This is a genomic window from Ureibacillus endophyticus, assembly GCF_003628435.1.
Lineage (GTDB): Bacteria > Bacillota > Bacilli > Bacillales_A > Planococcaceae > Ureibacillus > Ureibacillus endophyticus.
Map to the genome: position 1 here is coordinate 1 of NZ_RBZN01000002.1, position 17,695 is coordinate 17,695.

The following is a 17,695-nucleotide window of genomic DNA, read 5'->3' on the forward strand; positions in this document are numbered from 1 at the left end:
CAAAAATATGGGCGCAACCTTTTCGGAATGTTTGTCAAGAGCGATTGTCCCCTCGTTCGGAGAGTACTTATCGCCCAATACCTTGTGTTTTTCAATTTTTCATAGAAGTTTTGACACTACCATCTATATACAAAATATAGTATACCGCTTATTGTTATATTTAATAAAGAAATATAATCAAGTTTGGTGTTTTCAAATGTATAGACTTGCAATTTTAATCACTAAAAGATAAACTTTACTAAGATAGAATAGAAGAAATTCAAATGATGGGGGCGTCCTCATGGATACGAAAAATCAAGCTTCCTACCAGGAAAAGGCTTTAGAGTTACTGTTATCGGATGCAGATAAAATTGCACGTTTAATAAAAGTACAAATGGATCATTTAACAATGCCATCTTGTCCTTTATATGAAGAAGTATTAGATACTCAAATGTTTGGCTTGTCACGGGAAATCGATTTTGCTGTAAAATTAGGTTTACTTGACCGTGAACGTGGGAAAGAGATTCTTGATACGTTAGAGAAAGAACTTTCTTTGTTACATGAAGCATACACAAACAAATAATAAAAAACTCAAACGCGTATGGCGATTTGAGTTTTTTTTCTAAAATGGAGTTTTTAAAATGAGAAAATATTTAGCCTATTATGTAAGAAATTTTGATTACCCGTTATTTTTCACTTATGTATTTTTATGTATTTTTGGATTAGTAATGATTTATAGTGCGAGTATAATCGTTAGTTTTAATGAAGATGGTACTGCAGACTATTACTTCCGAAAACAATTAACAAATTTAATAGTAGCTTCTATTTTCTTTATTGCGGGTGCATTTTTCCCATATAAACATTTCAGTAGTAAAAATTTAATGAAAACTCTACTCTTTGTTACCTTGTTCTTATTCATTTGGTTATTGATTGATGGTTACGAAGCAGGTGGTGCTAGAAGTTGGATTAATGTGTTTGGTATCACAATGTTTCAGCCTTCTGAATTTGCTAAACTTTTCATTATTATCTATTTTGCAGGTGCCTTTTACCGTAAAAGTTTAAATAATCCAATGGAAAACCTAGAACCAAATAACATTGTATATCCAATAATCGTTTGGCTAATAATTGTCTCATTTGTCGCTACAGAAACCGATTTGGGAGCAATGATTATTATTTCTGGAATTGCGGTTGCAGTTATTGCGGCGAGTGGTATACACATTAAAAAATTTATGAAGTTTCTAACAGTACTTGTTTTTTTTGGAGCAGCAATCATAGGAGCTGCGATATTGATTAAGGGTGATGATTTTTTAACACCAAACCGAATTGGTAGGATTAAGGCATTTTTAAATCCTTTCGAATATGAGACTGGTTCAAGTTACCAAATTGTTAATGGTTATATTGCAATTGGATCAGGTGGACTTGAAGGTGTAGGTTTAGGACAATCCATCCAAAAGTTGGGCTATTTACCAGAACCTCAAAATGACTTTATTATGGCAATCATTGCTGAGGAATTAGGTATATTGGGTGTCATAATTGTTTTAGGTGGCTTAGGATTTATTGTTTTTAGAGGATTAATGATTGCTCTTAAAACAAAGGATCCTCTTGCTAGAATGCTAGCTTCAGGAATTGCTAGTTGGATTGCAATTCAAACGTTTGTAAACATAGGGGGATTATCGGGACTTATCCCGTTAACCGGTGTTACGCTTCCTTTTATTAGTTATGGCGGAACATCTATATTATTTTTATCCATTGCTATGGGAATATTAATCAATATTTCTATGTATGTAAAACTAGAGCAGAGGAAAATCAAGGGGGACTAGTGTTGAGAAAGATTCGTAAGATTTTAGTGGCAAACCGCGGTGAAATTGCGATTCGTCTTTTCCGCGCATGTAATGAATTGAAGCTTCAAACTGTAGCGATTTATTCAAGGGAAGATCAAGCATCTTTCCATCGCTACAAAGCTGATGAAGCCTATATCGTAGGTGTTGGTAAAAAACCAATCGATGCCTATTTAGATATTGAGGGAATTATTCAGATTGCGAAACAAGCAAAAGTAGATGCAATTCACCCAGGTTACGGGTTCTTATCTGAAAACGTTGAATTTGCTCGACGTTGTGAAGAAGAAGGCATTATCTTTATCGGACCAAATTCAGCACATTTAGATATGTTTGGGGATAAAGTAAAAGCCCGTGAACAAGCAATTGCAGCGAATATACCAGTTATTCCTGGTAGTGACGGGCCTGTTGCATCTTTAGAAGAAGTGGCTCAATTTGGTGAAAAAGTTGGCTATCCTCTAATGATCAAAGCGGCTCTTGGTGGTGGCGGTCGTGGCATGAGACTTGTCCATTCTGAAGAAGAGTTAGCTTCAGCTTATGAGCGTGCTAAATCTGAGGCAAAAGCGGCATTTGGCTCCGATGAAGTTTACGTAGAAAAAGCAATTATTAAACCAAAACATATTGAAGTACAAATTTTAGGGGATGCTTCAGGTAATATCGTTCACCTTTATGAACGTGATTGCTCGATTCAAAGAAGACATCAAAAGGTAGTTGAAATCGCACCATCGAATTCGATTTCAGAAGATTTGCGCAATCGCATTTGTCAAGCTGCTGTACAACTGATGCAAAATGTAAGTTATGTAAATGCTGGAACAGTAGAATTTTTAGTATCTGGTAATGAATTCTACTTTATCGAAGTAAATCCGAGAATTCAGGTAGAACATACAATTACAGAAATGATTACAGGAATTGATATTGTTCATGCACAAATTAAAATTGCAGAAGGTCACGAACTTCACTCCGAAGAAGTAGGCATTCCAGAACAAAGTAAGATTCCTTTATTTGGGTATGCCATTCAATCCCGTGTGACGACAGAAGACCCAGCAAATAACTTTATGCCAGATACAGGGAAACTTATGGTATACCGTTCTAGTGGCGGATTTGGTGTCCGTCTAGATGCAGGAAATGGTTTCCAAGGGGCTGTTGTGACACCTCACTATGATTCATTACTGGTAAAAATTTCAACATGGGGGATGACGTTCCGTGAAGCGGCAGCAAAAATGGATCGAAACTTACGTGAATTCCGTATTCGTGGTGTAAAAACGAACATCCCGTTTTTAGAAAACGTAGTATTACATGAGAAATTTATTAAAGGTGATTTTGATACAAGCTTCATTGATTCAACACCAGAACTATTTAATTTCCCTGTACGTAAAGACAGAGGAACAAAACTATTAAACTATATTGGTAATGTCACATTAAATGGCTTCCCAGGCGTTGAAAAGAGAGTAAAACCAATTCTAGTTCAACCAAATAAACCGAAATTTGATTTAAATACTGAAATTCCAGCTGGTACAAAACAAATTTTAGATGCGCGTGGAGCAGATGGTTTAGTTGAATGGATTAAGGCACAAGACGATGTGTTATTAACAGATACAACGTTCCGTGATGCGCATCAATCATTACTGGCAACTCGTGTTCGTTCTCAAGATATGTTCCAAATTGCAGATTACAATGCAAGAATGTTACATGATTTCTTCTCTTTTGAGTTATGGGGTGGGGCAACATTTGATGTAGCGTACCGATTCTTAAAAGAAGACCCTTGGGCAAGACTTGAGAAACTACGTGAACAAATGCCAAATGTATTGTTCCAAATGTTATTACGTGGTGCCAATGCAGTGGGATATAAAAACTATCCGGATAATTTAATCCGTGAGTTTATTAAAGAATCTGCACAATCTGGAATCGATGTGTTCAGAATTTTCGATAGTTTGAACTGGATTAAAGGTATGGAAGTTGCCATTGATGAAGTTCGCCATACAGGAAAAATCGCAGAAGCGGCAATCTGTTATACAGGTGATATTTTAGATGATTCCCGCGCGAAATATACTGTTCAATACTACAAAGATATGGCAAAAGAGTTAGAAGCAAGTGGTGCGCATATTTTAGCGATAAAAGATATGGCAGGTCTTTTAAAACCAGAAGCTGCGTACAGACTTGTTTCAGAATTAAAAGAAGCAACAAATCTACCGATTCATTTGCATACACATGATACAAGTGGCAACGGAATATATACGTATGCCAAAGCAATTGAAGCAGGTGTTGATATTATTGATACTGCGTTAGGATCAATGTCAGGTTTAACATCACAGCCAAGTGCAAACTCATTATATTACGCAATGAGTGGCAATAAACGACAAGTAAGAGCGGATATTGATGCGCTAGAGCAGCTATCATACTACTGGGAAGATGTTCGTAAATTCTATAGTGACTTTGAAAGTGGCATGAAGAGTCCACATTCTGAAATTTATGTTCACGAAATGCCAGGAGGACAATATAGTAACCTTCAACAACAAGCAAAAGCGGTTGGTTTAGGAGATCGCTGGGATGAAGTGAAGAAAATGTACTCTACGGTAAATATGTTATTTGGAGATATTGTTAAAGTAACTCCATCTTCTAAAGTAGTAGGGGACATGGCATTATTCATGGTGCAAAATGACCTAAATGAAGAAAATATTTACACACGTGGACAAAACATTGACTTCCCTGATTCAGTCGTTGAATTATTCCAAGGTTACTTAGGTCAAATTCCTGGTGGATTTCCACAAGAGCTACAAAAAGTTATCTTAAAAGATCGTGAAGCGATTACGGTTCGCCCTGGTGAATTACTAGAACCAGTGAATTTTGAAGAACTAGAACAAACATTACAAGAAAAATTTGGACGACCAGTGTCAAAACAAGATGTCCTTGCTTATGCACTATATCCAAAAGTAGTTGAAGAATATATGCAAGCTACTGAATCTTTCGGGGACATTTCAGTTTTAGATACACCGACATTCTTATATGGATTAAAACTTGGCGAAGAAATCGAAGTGGAGATTGAAAAAGGAAAAACATTAATTGTGAAGCTCGTGTCTATCGGAGAACCTCAACATGACGGTACACGTGTCATCTACTTCGAATTTAATGGTCAATCTCGTGAAATCGTTATTCAAGATTTAACAGTAGAAGTTGACGGAAACATTGCCTTAAAAGCAGATCCAAGTAATCCAAATCAAATAGGTGCAACAATGCCAGGTACTGTATTAAAAGTGGTCGTTTCAAAAGGTAGTCCAGTAAAACGTGGAGATTACTTATTAATTACGGAAGCAATGAAAATGGAAACAACTGTACAAGCTCCAAAAGATGGCGTGGTTAAAGAAGTTTATGCTTCGGCAGGCGATGCTATTTCAACTGGTGATTTATTAATAGAGTTAGAGTAATAAAAAAGGGAAGTGGTAAAAACCACTTCCCTTTTAATTATTTAAGTCGTTTTTTTTGATTTAATCCACTACGATAATTCAGCATAATCATGTAACAGAATAAACCAAATAATAAAGTAATGAATAATGAGTGTAATAGAGAAACAAATAGATTAAGTTTAGTAAAGATACTTAACATACCTGTTAGCGATTGTAAAATGATAATAATGAAGGAGATAATCCATCCCCAATAGATGACACGTTGATTCTTATAATGTTTGATTGCATGAATCATAATGTATGTAATCCATACAAATATTAAAAGAACAGCAAAACGATGTCCCATTTGAACCCATTCGTACATATTGCTTGGTAGTGCAGATGCTTTTTCAAAGTTACAGAGCGGCCAATCAGGGCAAACTAAACTTGATTGCGTATGTCTTACTAAAGCACCTGAATAAACAACTATGTAAGAATATAGCGTTACACCAACAGTATGCCATTTTAACTTATTACCAACAAAAACCTTATCAGCATCAAATTTTCTATCAACTTCAAATACAATCATTGATAATAATAAAACTGATGCAAAGGAGATTAACGAAATACCGAAATGTAGTGCAAGGATAAAGTCACCTTGACCCCATAATACTTGTGCAGCACCAATTAATGCTTGTGCAATTAAGAAGAAGATTGCTAAAAAGCCTAGAAATTTCACTTCGCGCATATGTCCTAGAGTACGCCATGTCCAAATCACTAAAATTAAAACTAGTATAGAAACTGACCCAGTTACAAAACGATGTGAAAATTCAATTAATACCTCAGTTGTAATTTCTTTTGGAATCAGAGAACCATTACAATCTGGCCAGTTACGACCACATCCCATACCACTGTCGGTTTTTGTAACGAGAGCTCCTCCTAAAAGTATAAATAACATCCCTAAGGTTGTAGCTAAAGCAATTAATTTTAATAGTATACTTTGCTTTTGTTGCATAATGTTAGCCACCTACTTTTTATGTATAGAACGTATTATCTGTTCTAGCTTTTATTATGATAGCGAATAAAAAGTTAAAAGACAACTTCAAACAGGATAAGGGTTCCAAGTGCCTTTAGTTTTTCACAAATTGTTCATAAATTCGTACTTTTACTTTCACAAATCTTTTTGGAAAATGCTTTACTATATATATGTTCTTCTATAATTAGCTAACAGTGTGCAATTTCAGCAAACTTCATCGAAATTTTACTTATATGTCTAGAAATCATGGACAAATTTCGATATAGTTATTGTTAGCGGAATATGCTTACAAAAATGAAAGGGACGAGTAATAAATGGTCGAGCTATAAAATCGCATAATATTGTCAGCTATCTTAATACTTCGAAAGACTTTCATGCACTTATAAAGATTGGGATTGTAAATTTGAAATTATTTACTGCCTTTGCAACAGACTTAAAATGTTGATAAACGGTTTGATTTTTATTTTACAATAACTCGATTTGATAATTAGTACATTGCTCGGTGCAGCGTTCATTATCGGTGAATCTGGTGCAATGAGTAACATCGATCAAGATATTGATCAAAATTAATAATCAAATGAAGTATGCTGATAATATTACGAATGGTTAAGCTACGTACCATTGGAAATTCTCTTTTACAACATTGTAAGTGAAATTTTGTTTTTTTACGGCAACATTAATTGCCAGCATGTGAGGACTTTACAATAGGTAATAAAATTCTATATTCAATACGGTTTAAAAAGAAGTTAGTAATTATTAGCCGGAATTCTTTTGCATCTTTAACTATTTTTATTAGTAGTGAGTTTTCTTTGTATTGTTATTTGATAGCAACCACAATATTCAAAAAGCTTTTGCTATTTAATAATACATAGAATATCGTGGACTAAAATTACCAATGCTACTACTTGTATAAAAAAGTTTGATTAAATAAGATGTATTTACAGATTAGGTCTTCTAGAGATGATAACTATCTAAATATCGAACTGGTATATGATCAAATTTTTTTCTGTATTGAATGTAGGAAAGTTACTAATTGAAGTTCATAATTTTAACACAAAGTTCAGTATTAAAAGATGGTACTATTAATGTGTTAGATGTGGAATTCTCTTACAAATGAGAAAACACATTGAACTTACACGAAGAAGTCCTAGTTACACATGTAAATACAACAAAGAAAGAGGGGTTTTATTAAGCTATGATGAAAGGGCTAAAAAAATGGCGTCTGTTTTCGCTATTAGCGGTATTAACAGTATTCCTTTCTGCCTGCACAGGTGAAGATTATATATCTACACTAAAACCAGCAGGTGAAGTCGGAGAAGACCAGTATGATTTACTTATTTTCTCTATTTCAATTATGACGTTAGTTGTAGTAGTAGTTTCATTCCTTTATTTATACGCTTTTACTAAGTTCCGCCGTTCAAAATTAGGCGACAAACACATCCCAAAACAAGTAGAAGGAAGTCACACTCTAGAAGTAATTTGGGCAGTGATTCCAATCATCTTATTATTAATTTTAGCAGTACCAACAATCCTTTCTACTTATAAATTTGCTGACGTAAAAGCAATGGATGAAGTTGATGAAGAAGGAAACAAAACTGCTTTAACAGTTAATGTTACGGCAAAATTATATTGGTGGGAATTTGAATATCCAGAGCAAGGAATTGTAACTGCACAAGAACTTGTTGTTCCTACAAATGAAAAAGTTTACTTTAACTTAAAAGCTGCTGATGTTAAGCACTCATTCTGGATTCCAGCAGTCGGCGGTAAAATGGATAACAACGTAGAAAACGTTAACAAATTCTGGTTAGAGTTTGGTAAAGAATCTGAAGGATTAAAAGATGGCGTATTCTATGGTAAATGTGCTGAGTTATGTGGACCTTCTCACGCATTAATGGACTTCAAAGTTAAAACTGTTGATCGTGCAGCATTTGACCAATGGGTTGCAGCTATGCAAGCTACTGAAGGACAAACTGCATCTGTTGATTCAACTGATTTAGGTGAAGCTACATTTGCTCAAAGTTGTTTAGGATGTCACGCTGTTTCTGGTGTAGGTACTACTGGTGCAATGGGTCCAAACTTAACAACATTTGGAGATCGTAACCGTGTAGCTGGTGTTTTAGAACATAGCAAAGAAAGTTTAGAAAACTGGATTTCAGATCCTGAAGCAATCAAACCAGGAAACTTAATGACTGGTAAGTACTCTGAATTATCTCCTGAAGAGATCAGTGCAGTTGCAGACTATATTATGAGTTTATCTGTCGAAAAATAATTTGAACTTTAGAAACACTTGAAGGAGGTTAAAGTTGTGAGCTCTGTCGCAGTCTCAAAGAAAAAGGGCTTTGGAGCAGTTTTATGGGATTATTTAACAACTGTTGACCATAAAAAACTAGGCGTTATGTATTTATTCGCAGGGGTTTTATTCTTTGCTATCGCTGGTTTTGAAGCGCTTTTAATGCGTATTCAATTAATGGTTCCAAACAATGATTTTATTTCTGCTGGCCTTTTTAATGAATTATTAACAATGCATGGTACAACAATGCTATTCTTAGCAGCGACGCCATTGCTATTTGGATTTATGAACGCGATTGTACCATTACAAATTGGTGCACGTGACGTTGCATTCCCATTCCTAAACTCATTAGGATTTTGGTTGTTCTTCCTAGGTGCTTTATTTTTACACTTATCATTCTTTATGGGTGGAGCACCTGATGCAGGTTGGACTTCTTATGCATCATTATCTTTATATTCACCTGGTCATGGTATTGACTTCTATGTATTAGGTTTACAAATTTCTGGTGCTGGTACATTAATCTCTGGTATTAACTTCATTGTAACGATTATTACAATGCGTGCACCTGGTATGACGTTCATGCGTATGCCATTATTTACTTGGACTACTTTAATTTCAAGTTCATTAATTTTATTCGCATTCCCTCCACTAACTGTAGGTTTATTCTTCATGTTAGTTGACCGTATGTTCGGAGCAAACTTCTTCGACCATACAATGGGTGGTAACACAATTATTTGGGAACACTTATTCTGGATCTTCGGACACCCAGAAGTTTATATCTTAGTATTACCTGCATTCGGATTATTCTCTGAAATTATCCCGGTATTTGCTCGTAAACGTTTATTCGGATACTCTTCAATGGTATTCGCTACAATTTTAATCGGTTTTTTAGGTTTCATGGTTTGGGCTCACCACATGTTTACTGTAGGTATGGGACCAACTGCTAACGCAATTTTCGCGATTGCTACAATGGCAATTGCTGTACCAACTGGTATGAAAGTATTTAACTGGATCCTAACTATTTGGGGTGGATCTATTAAAGTTACAGTGCCAATGATTTACGCTCTTGGTTTCATTCCATCATTCGTAGCTGGTGGGGTAACTGGGGTAATGATGGCAACTGCACCACTTGACTATCAATTACACGATTCTTACTTTATCGTAGCTCACTTCCACTACGTAATCGTTGGTGGTATCGTAACAGCTATCTTTGCGTCAATGCATTACTATTGGCCAATCATGTTCAACCGTACTTTAAATGAGAAGTTAGGATTTGTTACTTTCTGGGTATTCTTTATTGGATTCCATTTAACATTCTTCTTACAACATTTCTTAGGTTTAATGGGTATGCCACGTCGCGTATTCACTTTCCAAGCAGACCAAGGTTGGGATTTATTTAACTATATCTCATCTATCGGTGCGATTATGATGGCTATCGGTGTTGTTTTATTAGTAATTAACGTATTACTATCTGTTAAAACTCCACCAGTTAACAGAAGAGATTACTGGGGCGATGGACGTTCTCTAGAATGGTCTATCCAATTACCAGTACCATTCTATAACTTTAAACAAACTCCACTTGTACGTGGATTTGACCCTTGCTGGTTAGAAAAACAAGAAGGTAACAAAGAAATGATGACATATGCTGAGCCACTTGGTGACATTCATATGCCAAACAACTCAATCTTACCTTTAATTATGTCAATTGGTTTATTCATTGCAGCATTCGGTGCACTTTATCATCCAGACGGTGTTTCTTGGTCAGTACCTGTAATTGTTATTGGTTTAGGTATTACAGTATTAGCTATGATTACACGTTCTGTAAAAGACGATCATGGTTTCCATGTACATGTTGAAGAGGTAATTGCTACTGAAGAGCATCTTTATGGAAAAGGGGGTAATAAATAATGGAAGAAACTAAATTCACCCCACAAACTTGGCCAAATCATGCTGAGCAAGCAACAGCTGAAGGGAAAAATAAATTCGTTGGTATTTGGATTTTCATCTGTAGCGATATTGTTTTATTTGCCAGCGTATTTGCAACTTACCTTTCTTTACGTAACCAAGGTCCAGCTGGTATGGAATTCTCAACTCAATCATTATTTGAATTACCACTAGCATTTGTTATGACGATGTTACTTTTAACATCATCATTAACTTCTGTTTATGCAATGTATCATATGAAGAACTATAATGCTAAAGGCGTAATTACATGGATGGCAATTACTGTATTATTAGGTCTTGGCTTCCTTGGTCTTGAAATTTATGAGTTCAGACACTATGTACACATTGGTTTTGGTTATACTCAATCTGCATTCTCATCTGCGTTCTTTACTTTAGTTGGTACGCACGGATTGCACGTTATCATTGGTTTAGTATGGATTACATGTTTAATCTTCCGTAATGCTAAACGTGGATTAAGCTTATACAATGCTCCAAAATTCTACGCAGCGTCAATTTATTGGCACTTTATCGACGTAGTTTGGGTATTCATCTTCACTGTAGTATACTTAATGGGGGTGTTAGGATAATATGGGACATCATAATGAGGTACAAGCAAAGTCACAAGCTCAATATGAATATGACCGTCATCACAATGCGGTACATATGAAAAAGCAAGTTGTTAATTTTGCTATCATGATTTTCTTAACATTTCTAGCATTTGCAGTAGTAGTAGCAGATTTTTCTCCATATTTAATTAAACCATTTATTCTGTTACTAGCTGGTATTCAAGTTGTACTACAACTTTATTCTTTCATGCACATGGATGACAAAAATGGTCACCATATCGGAGTAATTTCTACTTACGTATGGTCAGGTGCAATGATTATTTTCCCAGTATTCTTAGCATTTGTTACTATAATTTGGTGGTAAGAATTGCTCGAGCACGCTTCTGATTGTTTTCAGAAGCGTGTTTTTTTATGAAACAGAACGAGCAATGTTATATCATGAAAATTTGTTTTAATTGTCATAGATCGTCCATTGATGTTAATATGTAAGCGTTCTATAATGAGACTAATGAAATAAAGGAGCGCTAGACGATGCCGTTAAGTATATTTGGTTTTCAAGCACTATGGAGCCCTTATTTAATTGGGGTAATCATTTTTTTAACTGTCGTTTATTTTTTAGTTACTGTAGTTTGGAGAAAAGATTTTAAAGTTAGTGAACCTTTAAAGCGAAGTGAGGCAATTTATTTTGTACTCGCAATGATATTAATCTACGTTATTAAAGGATCGCCAATCGATTTAATGTCTCATATTATGTTCACATACCATATGGTACAAATGGCTTTTCTACTGCTATTAATCCCTATGCTACTTATTAAAGGGATTCCTTGGTGGGTTTGGAAGGTTGTAGTTGAAGCACCGGTTGTTCGAAATGTATTTAAAATTTTTGCAAAACCAGTAGTTGCGATTTTTGTATTTGCTTTAATGTTCTCTATTTATCATATACCACTTGTATTTGATACGATTAAACTAGATGAAACATTACATGGATTATTTACATTTGTTTTATTCCTTTCAGCTTTCTTTATGAACTGGCCGTTAATTCATGATGTTAAAGGGCAACCACAGATGAAAGGGCTATATAAAATCGGTTATATTATTGCAAATGCTATCGTAATTACGCCAGCTTGTGCGTTAATTATTTTTAATCCTGACCCAATGTATGCAACTTATACAGACGGGGAAACATGGTTAAAAGCAATGGAACTTTGTGTACCAATCTCAACGTTATCCGGGTTAACATTATCTGGTCCAGAAATTTTTAACAGTTTGAGCCCAATCCGTGACCAACAAATGGGTGGCGTACTAATGAAAATTATCCAGGAAATAATTTTTGCTGTAGTATTATATAAAGTATTTATTCGTTGGTGGAGAGAAGAAAAGTCAAACGAAGATACAATTACAGAGAATGCATTAAAAGAATTCCAAGCAAGAAAACAAAGTCAGCAATATTAAAGGAGCGTCTCGAATGAGACGCTCCTTTAATATTGCGACGAGGATGGTGAAAACCACCGCAGGAGCACATTTTCTGCGACAAGGATGGTGAAAACCACCGCAGGAGCACATTTTCTGCGACGAGGATGGCGATAACCACCGCAGGAGCACAACTTCTGTAACGAGGATGGTGAAAACCACCACAGGAGACATTTTCTGTGACGAGGATGATGGAAAATATCGCAGAAGCACATCTTCTGTGACAAAGATGGTGACTGCAGAAACATTTTAAAAGCAGCGCAGCTCCATTTTTTTGTAAACTAGATATTGTAGGAGAAAAGGTATTAAATAATAAAAAAGAATGTAGATAAAGTTAAAAATAACGTTTATCTACATTCAATGAGTATATCTATGTAATACTCTATCAATCTAGTATTCAATAAGCCTATTATGCTTTTACTGTTTTCTTTGAAGCTTCTTCTGCTGTAAATCCTAAATCTGCGAATTGTTTTTTAGCGCTTGCTAAAATTTGTTCACATTCTTTAACTAAATGTTTAGGGAATACTTCATCCTCGTATTCTACTCCGTGTGGATAATAGTATTTACCAATAGCAGGTTTACCAATTGTTAAAACTGCACTTTTATTACCAACATCACCAGAGATAGCGCTGCAGAATACGCGTAAATAATAGCGACCTTCTTTTAAATCGAAACGTTTATCGAAAGTCATGCGATCGTAGTCCCATGCACCGTGGCATTCTAAACCGTTTTTTTCCATAACGCTTACAAGAACTTCTTGTGGAGCAGTTATATTTTCAAGAGTTTTGTTATCGAAATACATTTATATATCCTCCTTTAGAAAAATCGTACTTAAAGTATAGGCTCAATGTTTATAATAGAGCAAAATAACCTTAGTTGCAATGGCAACATTGTGTCAACAAATATATAATAAGATATAATTACCATAAAAACGAAAGGATAGAAATGACATGAAAACTCTGTTTCGAATATTAATTGTCCTTTCATTTCTAGCAATTATTTTCCATTATTCATCAAATTCCAGTGATTATGAACCGTTAGAGGGACCAAATTCCTCTTCGCAAATTATTCCAAAAACGAAAAGTGACGACTTAAAAGTTCTTCAAGATGCTTTGCCAAGACCTGATGTAGGGCTATCTACTTTAATAGGAAAAAAAAGTAATATACTAGTAGAAAAGTATGGGGAACCTAGCAGATATGATTCATCGCCATATGGTTATGATTGGTGGATATATAATAGTATTCCAGAACAGTTTGTCATGTTTGGTGTGAATAATAATTTAATTACACAGGTTTATACCAGTGGGGAGGATGTCGATGTATCGCCATATAAAATAGGACAAACTTTAGCTGATATTTATAGAATGACAATAGTAAATTCTGAAGTTGTAGCAAATATTGAAGATAGTATTTATACGTTTACTTTAAGCGAGGAAGATATGAATACGCGAATACTAACAAAATTTGATAATATATTTGCTCAATTATATATTGATAGTGAAAGAGGAGTTTTAAGTGGAATTCGGTTTACAGATAGTAAAACATTAGTCATGCATCGTCCTTATGAAATGTCTTTTGTCGGAGAACTTCTCTCACCACCCAATCCAACTTCATTTTTAATAGAAGAAAGTAATTTGTCAGGTGCAAAACAGTTGTTTGATTTGTTAAACGTTTTTCGAGTTCAAAATAATATATCGCCAATTGAACAGGATGTACAAGTTTCAGAATTAGCAATGCAACATAGTGAAGATATGTATACTCAAAATTATTTATCCCATGACTCGCCAACAAAAGGTTCGTTGAAGGATCGCTTAGATGAAGCGAATATTATATATAAAGAGACGGAAGAAAATATTGCAACGGCTTATTTTGATTCGATTGAAGCGGCACATGGATGGTTAAATTCAAGTAACCATCGTGAGTATATGTTAGATGATCGATTTACTCATGTAGGTTCGGGTGTATTTATAAATTATTATACGCAAATTTTTTTGCAAAAACCTGATGAGGAAATAATTGAATAGAAGATTCATTGATAACACTTTGGACTTGTCCAAGGTGTTTTTATTTTTGCATTTTCCTCCAAATGTTGAAAAAAGAGTTCTTAAGCAATAGGATCAAACATTTGTATAAAAACTATTTATTTTTCCCTATAAAACTTTTTAAAAAAGCCGGCACGTTTTAGTGTCACGAATGGAGCCTAGGCATAATATAGGGAAAAGGAGTGACAACTTGCAACTAGCAGAACTATTAAAAGATTGGCCGTGTACTGTGAAGGGTGGTTCAATACGAGTAGAAGTGCTCGGAATAGAAGACTATGCGCAAGGAGTAAAAAAAGGTGATTTATTTGTAATTCGAAAAGGTAAAAATTCAGATGGATTAAAATATATCGATATAGCAATTGAAAATGGAGCTGTTGGTGTAGTCATTGAAGATGAAAAGTTGCTTGATTCGTTAAAATTATCAGTGCCAGTTATCTGGGTTCCGAACAGTTTAAAATTTATGTCTTTCGCTGCGGCGAAATTGAATCATTTCCCTGCAGATGCGATGCAGATTATTGCGATAACAGGGACAAATGGAAAAACAACAGTAAGTCACTTTATTGGTCAACTACTACATGCACTACATAAAAACGTAATTGTTATTGGAACGAATGGCATTTACATTAATGGTATGGAAGTTAAATTAGATTATGAAAATTTAACAACTTTACAACCAAAGCATTTACACAAAATATTAAAAATTGCTATTAATCGTGGAGTGCAATATGCTGTGTTAGAAGCCTCATCGATGGGATTAGCAAAACACCGTCTAGATGATTGTTCAATCGATGTTGGAGTATTTTTAAACTTAGCAGAGGACCATATAGAAGATCATGGTTCTTATGAAAAGTATAAGTCTGCTAAACAATTACTATCTTCATTGTCGAGTCAACTCGTTTTAAACGGGGATGATTCTTTCTGCCGTACTGTAGGATTACAGGCAAAAAAGAAAAAGGCTTATTTTGGTTTAGGAAATCGAGTTGACTACCAATTACAAATGTTAGCAGAAGGGCAAAATATTACAACTTGTTGTTTGCAAAGTAATAAAGGTCAAAAAGTATTTACTGTACCATTTGTTGGGGATCATCATTTACAAAATACGATTGCAGCAATAAGTACTGTTAGTGAACTTGGTTTTCCAATCGAAGCAATTTGTGATGCGGTAGAAAAGTTATATTTACCAAAAGGTAGATTAGAAGAGGTGAAAAATGACCTCGGTTTATCAATTTATATCGATTATGCACATACAGAAGCCGCTTTAAGAGCTGTTTTACAAACTTTAAAGAAAACAGTTAAAGGTGATCTTATCACTGTTTTTAGTTGTGGTGGAGATCGTGATAAGCATAAGCGAAAGAAAATGGGTGCTGTTGCCTCAAGATATGCAAATCTCATTTATTTAACGATGGATAATCCAAGAAGTGAGGATCCAGAAGTGATTAATGAACAAATTGCATCAGGGTTTACTCCAAATCAACAATATGAAGTAATTCTTGACCGAGCAAAAGCAATTGAAACTGCAATCCGTTCGGCAAAAGAAGGAGACACAATTTTAATCGCTGGTAAAGGGCATGAAAAAACTCAAACGATTGGAACAAAGCAATACGAGTTTTCTGATTTTGAATGTGTACGATTAATTTTAGAACAGATCGCAATCGACCGTGTAGAATAGATTAAGAGCAATCACTCAAGTATTCCCAATACAAACATTGCGTAATTTCTGCTATGATGTTATTAGATTGGAGGAAGTAATGATGATAATGACATCAGAATGGGCCTTCATTATAGATGAAGCTGATCAATTAAGTGCAATGATCCTTTCTTCTGAGCAAGCACAAAAGTACCGAGATGCTTATAGAGAAGTATATGGTGATGAGGAGTTAGTACAACAGATTAATGCCTTCACAAAAATGAAAGAACAGTATGAAGATGTACAACGATTTGGGAAGTACCATCCTGATTATCATACAATAATGAAAAAAATACGTGAGCAAAAACGAGCTTTAGACTTAAATGAGCGAATCGCAAATTTTAAAATTGCTGAAAACGAATATCAAGATTTACTAGATGAAGTTAGTTTAATAATCGGTAAGTCGGTGTCTGAAGCAGTAAAAGTACCTGTGAGTAATCCATTTTTCTCATCGGGTTCATCTTGTGGTTCTGGTTGTGGTAGTGGCGGCAGTTGCTCATGTTCAGCATAAAAGAAGGCGAAAATGGGTTTTTCCCACTTTCGCCTTTATTTTTTTTGTTCCATATATTCTTGTATACATTCGATTGCAATATCTGGGCGGTCTGTAACGATACCTTTTGCACCAATTTCAAGTAAATGATGTATTGTATTCACATCATTTATTGTCCAGTAATGAACTGGGATATTCAACTTCCCTAAAAAGGCAATGAATCTTGCTGAATCTAATGAGACTACGCCATGTTTTATTGGAATTTGGAAAACATCCACTTTCGGATGGTACAAATGTCCAAATTGACTCGTGAAAGCAGTAAACGCTTTTCGTACATCATTTTCTCCAGCGCCTAATGCTACTCGGTTTTGTGCATACAAATTAAAGCGGTCCACTTGTTCACTAAAGAAGCTTGTTACGACAATTCGATTTTCAGCGTTATATTCTTCAATTAATCTCCATAATTTAGAAGGCATTAAGCTTCCTTCATACGTATCTGGTCCATCTTTTATATCGATATTTATATAAGTATTTGGATATGTTTCAAGGAGTTCTCTTAAAGTTACGACTTCAACTTTTTCTTCTTTATAAGGAAAATTACCTTCTAAATCTTGAAAGTTATACCCAAAATTTAATTGTTTTAATTCATCTAAATTTAATTCTCTTACAAAACCTACTCCATCACTTGTTCGGTCAACTGTTTCGTCATGAAATACAATGATTTCTTCATCCTTTGTTAAACGGATGTCTACTTCAAATCCGTCAACGCCTAAAGAAAAAGATTTTTCAAATGCAGGCATTGTATGTTCAGGTGCTAAATGAGAACCACCACGGTGTGCTAAAACAATCGGTTGATTCGTTTGTAATACTTCTTTATCATCACGTCTTTGTGGCTTTGATACTGCTTTACTACCAGCCCATGCTGCGGCGCTAGCAGCAGCGATTGCAAGCGCTACTTTTGTTTTTTTACCCATTT

At 34.9% G+C, this 17,695-nt stretch carries 14 protein-coding genes; 11 read left to right on the forward strand and 3 right to left on the reverse strand.

Features of this window, described 5'->3' with window-relative positions; translation table 11 throughout:
- Positions 1-280: 280 nt before the first annotated feature.
- From D8M03_RS01240 to pyc, 3 genes are read left to right on the forward strand one after another with little or no spacing between them, the layout of a single operon-like run.
- Positions 281-562, forward strand: a complete 282-nt coding sequence (locus D8M03_RS01240; protein WP_121212864.1) for an Fpa/YlaN family protein — start codon at positions 281-283, stop codon at positions 560-562.
- Between the two features lie 58 nt (positions 563-620).
- Entirely contained in the window at positions 621-1,799 is a 1,179-nt protein-coding gene (locus tag D8M03_RS01245) for an FtsW/RodA/SpoVE family cell cycle protein (protein ID WP_121212865.1), read from the forward strand.
- Positions 1,800-1,801: 2 nt separating this feature from the next.
- Positions 1,802-5,236, forward strand: a complete 3,435-nt coding sequence (gene pyc / locus D8M03_RS01250; RefSeq protein ID WP_121212866.1) for a pyruvate carboxylase — start codon at positions 1,802-1,804, stop codon at positions 5,234-5,236.
- A gap of 37 nt (positions 5,237-5,273) precedes the next feature.
- Here the strand turns inward: pyc and D8M03_RS01255 are convergent, their stop codons facing one another.
- On the reverse strand, positions 5,274-6,209 hold the full coding sequence (locus D8M03_RS01255; protein WP_121212867.1) for a COX15/CtaA family protein: 936 nt from the start codon (positions 6,207-6,209) through the stop codon (positions 5,274-5,276).
- A gap of 1,216 nt (positions 6,210-7,425) precedes the next feature.
- On the opposite strand from D8M03_RS01255, the gene coxB reads away from it, so the two are divergent.
- The 5 genes from coxB (at position 7,426) to ctaG (ending at position 12,482) form a co-directional block, all read left to right on the forward strand.
- The gene (coxB, locus tag D8M03_RS01260) at positions 7,426-8,499 is read left to right on the forward strand and encodes a cytochrome c oxidase subunit II (RefSeq protein WP_121212868.1); all 1,074 of its coding nucleotides are present in this window, start codon (positions 7,426-7,428) and stop codon (positions 8,497-8,499) included.
- Positions 8,500-8,535: 36 nt separating this feature from the next.
- On the forward strand, positions 8,536-10,428 hold the full coding sequence (locus D8M03_RS01265; RefSeq protein ID WP_121212869.1) for a cbb3-type cytochrome c oxidase subunit I: 1,893 nt from the start codon (positions 8,536-8,538) through the stop codon (positions 10,426-10,428).
- Complete coding sequence (locus D8M03_RS01270) at positions 10,428-11,051, forward strand: cytochrome (ubi)quinol oxidase subunit III (protein ID WP_121212870.1); 624 nt, start codon at positions 10,428-10,430, stop codon at positions 11,049-11,051. Before D8M03_RS01265 ends, D8M03_RS01270 begins: the two co-directional genes overlap by 1 nt.
- A gap of 1 nt (position 11,052) precedes the next feature.
- Complete coding sequence (locus tag D8M03_RS01275; protein ID WP_121212871.1) at positions 11,053-11,394, forward strand: cytochrome C oxidase subunit IV family protein; 342 nt, start codon at positions 11,053-11,055, stop codon at positions 11,392-11,394.
- Positions 11,395-11,561: 167 nt separating this feature from the next.
- Complete coding sequence (gene ctaG / locus D8M03_RS01280; RefSeq protein WP_121212872.1) at positions 11,562-12,482, forward strand: cytochrome c oxidase assembly factor CtaG; 921 nt, start codon at positions 11,562-11,564, stop codon at positions 12,480-12,482.
- A gap of 427 nt (positions 12,483-12,909) precedes the next feature.
- On the opposite strand, the gene D8M03_RS01285 is transcribed toward ctaG, so the two are convergent.
- Positions 12,910-13,302 carry a YugN family protein gene (locus tag D8M03_RS01285; RefSeq protein ID WP_121212873.1) on the reverse strand — a complete coding sequence of 131 codons (393 nt, stop codon included), beginning with the start codon at positions 13,300-13,302 and terminating at the stop codon, positions 12,910-12,912.
- 148 nt (positions 13,303-13,450) lie between these two features.
- Between D8M03_RS01285 and D8M03_RS01290 the strand changes: the two genes are divergently transcribed.
- The 3 genes from D8M03_RS01290 (at position 13,451) to D8M03_RS01300 (ending at position 16,740) form a co-directional block, all read left to right on the forward strand.
- Positions 13,451-14,524 carry a CAP domain-containing protein gene (locus D8M03_RS01290; RefSeq protein WP_121212874.1) on the forward strand — a complete coding sequence of 358 codons (1,074 nt, stop codon included), beginning with the start codon at positions 13,451-13,453 and terminating at the stop codon, positions 14,522-14,524.
- Positions 14,525-14,732: 208 nt separating this feature from the next.
- Positions 14,733-16,211, forward strand: a complete 1,479-nt coding sequence (locus tag D8M03_RS01295; protein ID WP_121212875.1) for a UDP-N-acetylmuramoyl-L-alanyl-D-glutamate--2,6-diaminopimelate ligase — start codon at positions 14,733-14,735, stop codon at positions 16,209-16,211.
- A gap of 82 nt (positions 16,212-16,293) precedes the next feature.
- Positions 16,294-16,740 carry a YlbF/YmcA family competence regulator gene (locus D8M03_RS01300; RefSeq protein ID WP_121212876.1) on the forward strand — a complete coding sequence of 149 codons (447 nt, stop codon included), beginning with the start codon at positions 16,294-16,296 and terminating at the stop codon, positions 16,738-16,740.
- A 35-nt stretch (positions 16,741-16,775) separates the two neighbouring features.
- Here the strand turns inward: D8M03_RS01300 and D8M03_RS01305 are convergent, their stop codons facing one another.
- Positions 16,776-17,693 (reverse strand): glycerophosphodiester phosphodiesterase family protein, encoded by a 918-nt coding sequence (locus D8M03_RS01305; RefSeq protein ID WP_121212877.1) that lies wholly within the window; start codon positions 17,691-17,693, stop codon positions 16,776-16,778.
- Between the last annotated feature and the right edge of the window lie 2 nt (positions 17,694-17,695).

Bases quoted from the DNA above. Each gene is read 5' to 3' on its own strand.
- D8M03_RS01285 (WP_121212873.1), bottom strand. From the start codon at position 13,302: ATGTATTTCGATAACAAAACTCTTGAAAATATAACTGCTCCACAAGAA.
- D8M03_RS01275 (WP_121212871.1), top strand. From the start codon at position 11,053: ATGGGACATCATAATGAGGTACAAGCAAAGTCACAAGCTCAATATGAA.
- D8M03_RS01240 (WP_121212864.1), top strand. From the start codon at position 281: ATGGATACGAAAAATCAAGCTTCCTACCAGGAAAAGGCTTTAGAGTTA.
- D8M03_RS01245 (WP_121212865.1), top strand. From the start codon at position 621: ATGAGAAAATATTTAGCCTATTATGTAAGAAATTTTGATTACCCGTTA.
- ctaG (WP_121212872.1), top strand. From the start codon at position 11,562: ATGCCGTTAAGTATATTTGGTTTTCAAGCACTATGGAGCCCTTATTTA.
- D8M03_RS01270 (WP_121212870.1), top strand. From the start codon at position 10,428: ATGGAAGAAACTAAATTCACCCCACAAACTTGGCCAAATCATGCTGAG.
- D8M03_RS01300 (WP_121212876.1), top strand. From the start codon at position 16,294: ATGATAATGACATCAGAATGGGCCTTCATTATAGATGAAGCTGATCAA.
- D8M03_RS01305 (WP_121212877.1), bottom strand. From the start codon at position 17,693: ATGGGTAAAAAAACAAAAGTAGCGCTTGCAATCGCTGCTGCTAGCGCC.
- D8M03_RS01290 (WP_121212874.1), top strand. From the start codon at position 13,451: ATGAAAACTCTGTTTCGAATATTAATTGTCCTTTCATTTCTAGCAATT.
- coxB (WP_121212868.1), top strand. From the start codon at position 7,426: ATGATGAAAGGGCTAAAAAAATGGCGTCTGTTTTCGCTATTAGCGGTA.
- D8M03_RS01255 (WP_121212867.1), bottom strand. From the start codon at position 6,209: ATGCAACAAAAGCAAAGTATACTATTAAAATTAATTGCTTTAGCTACA.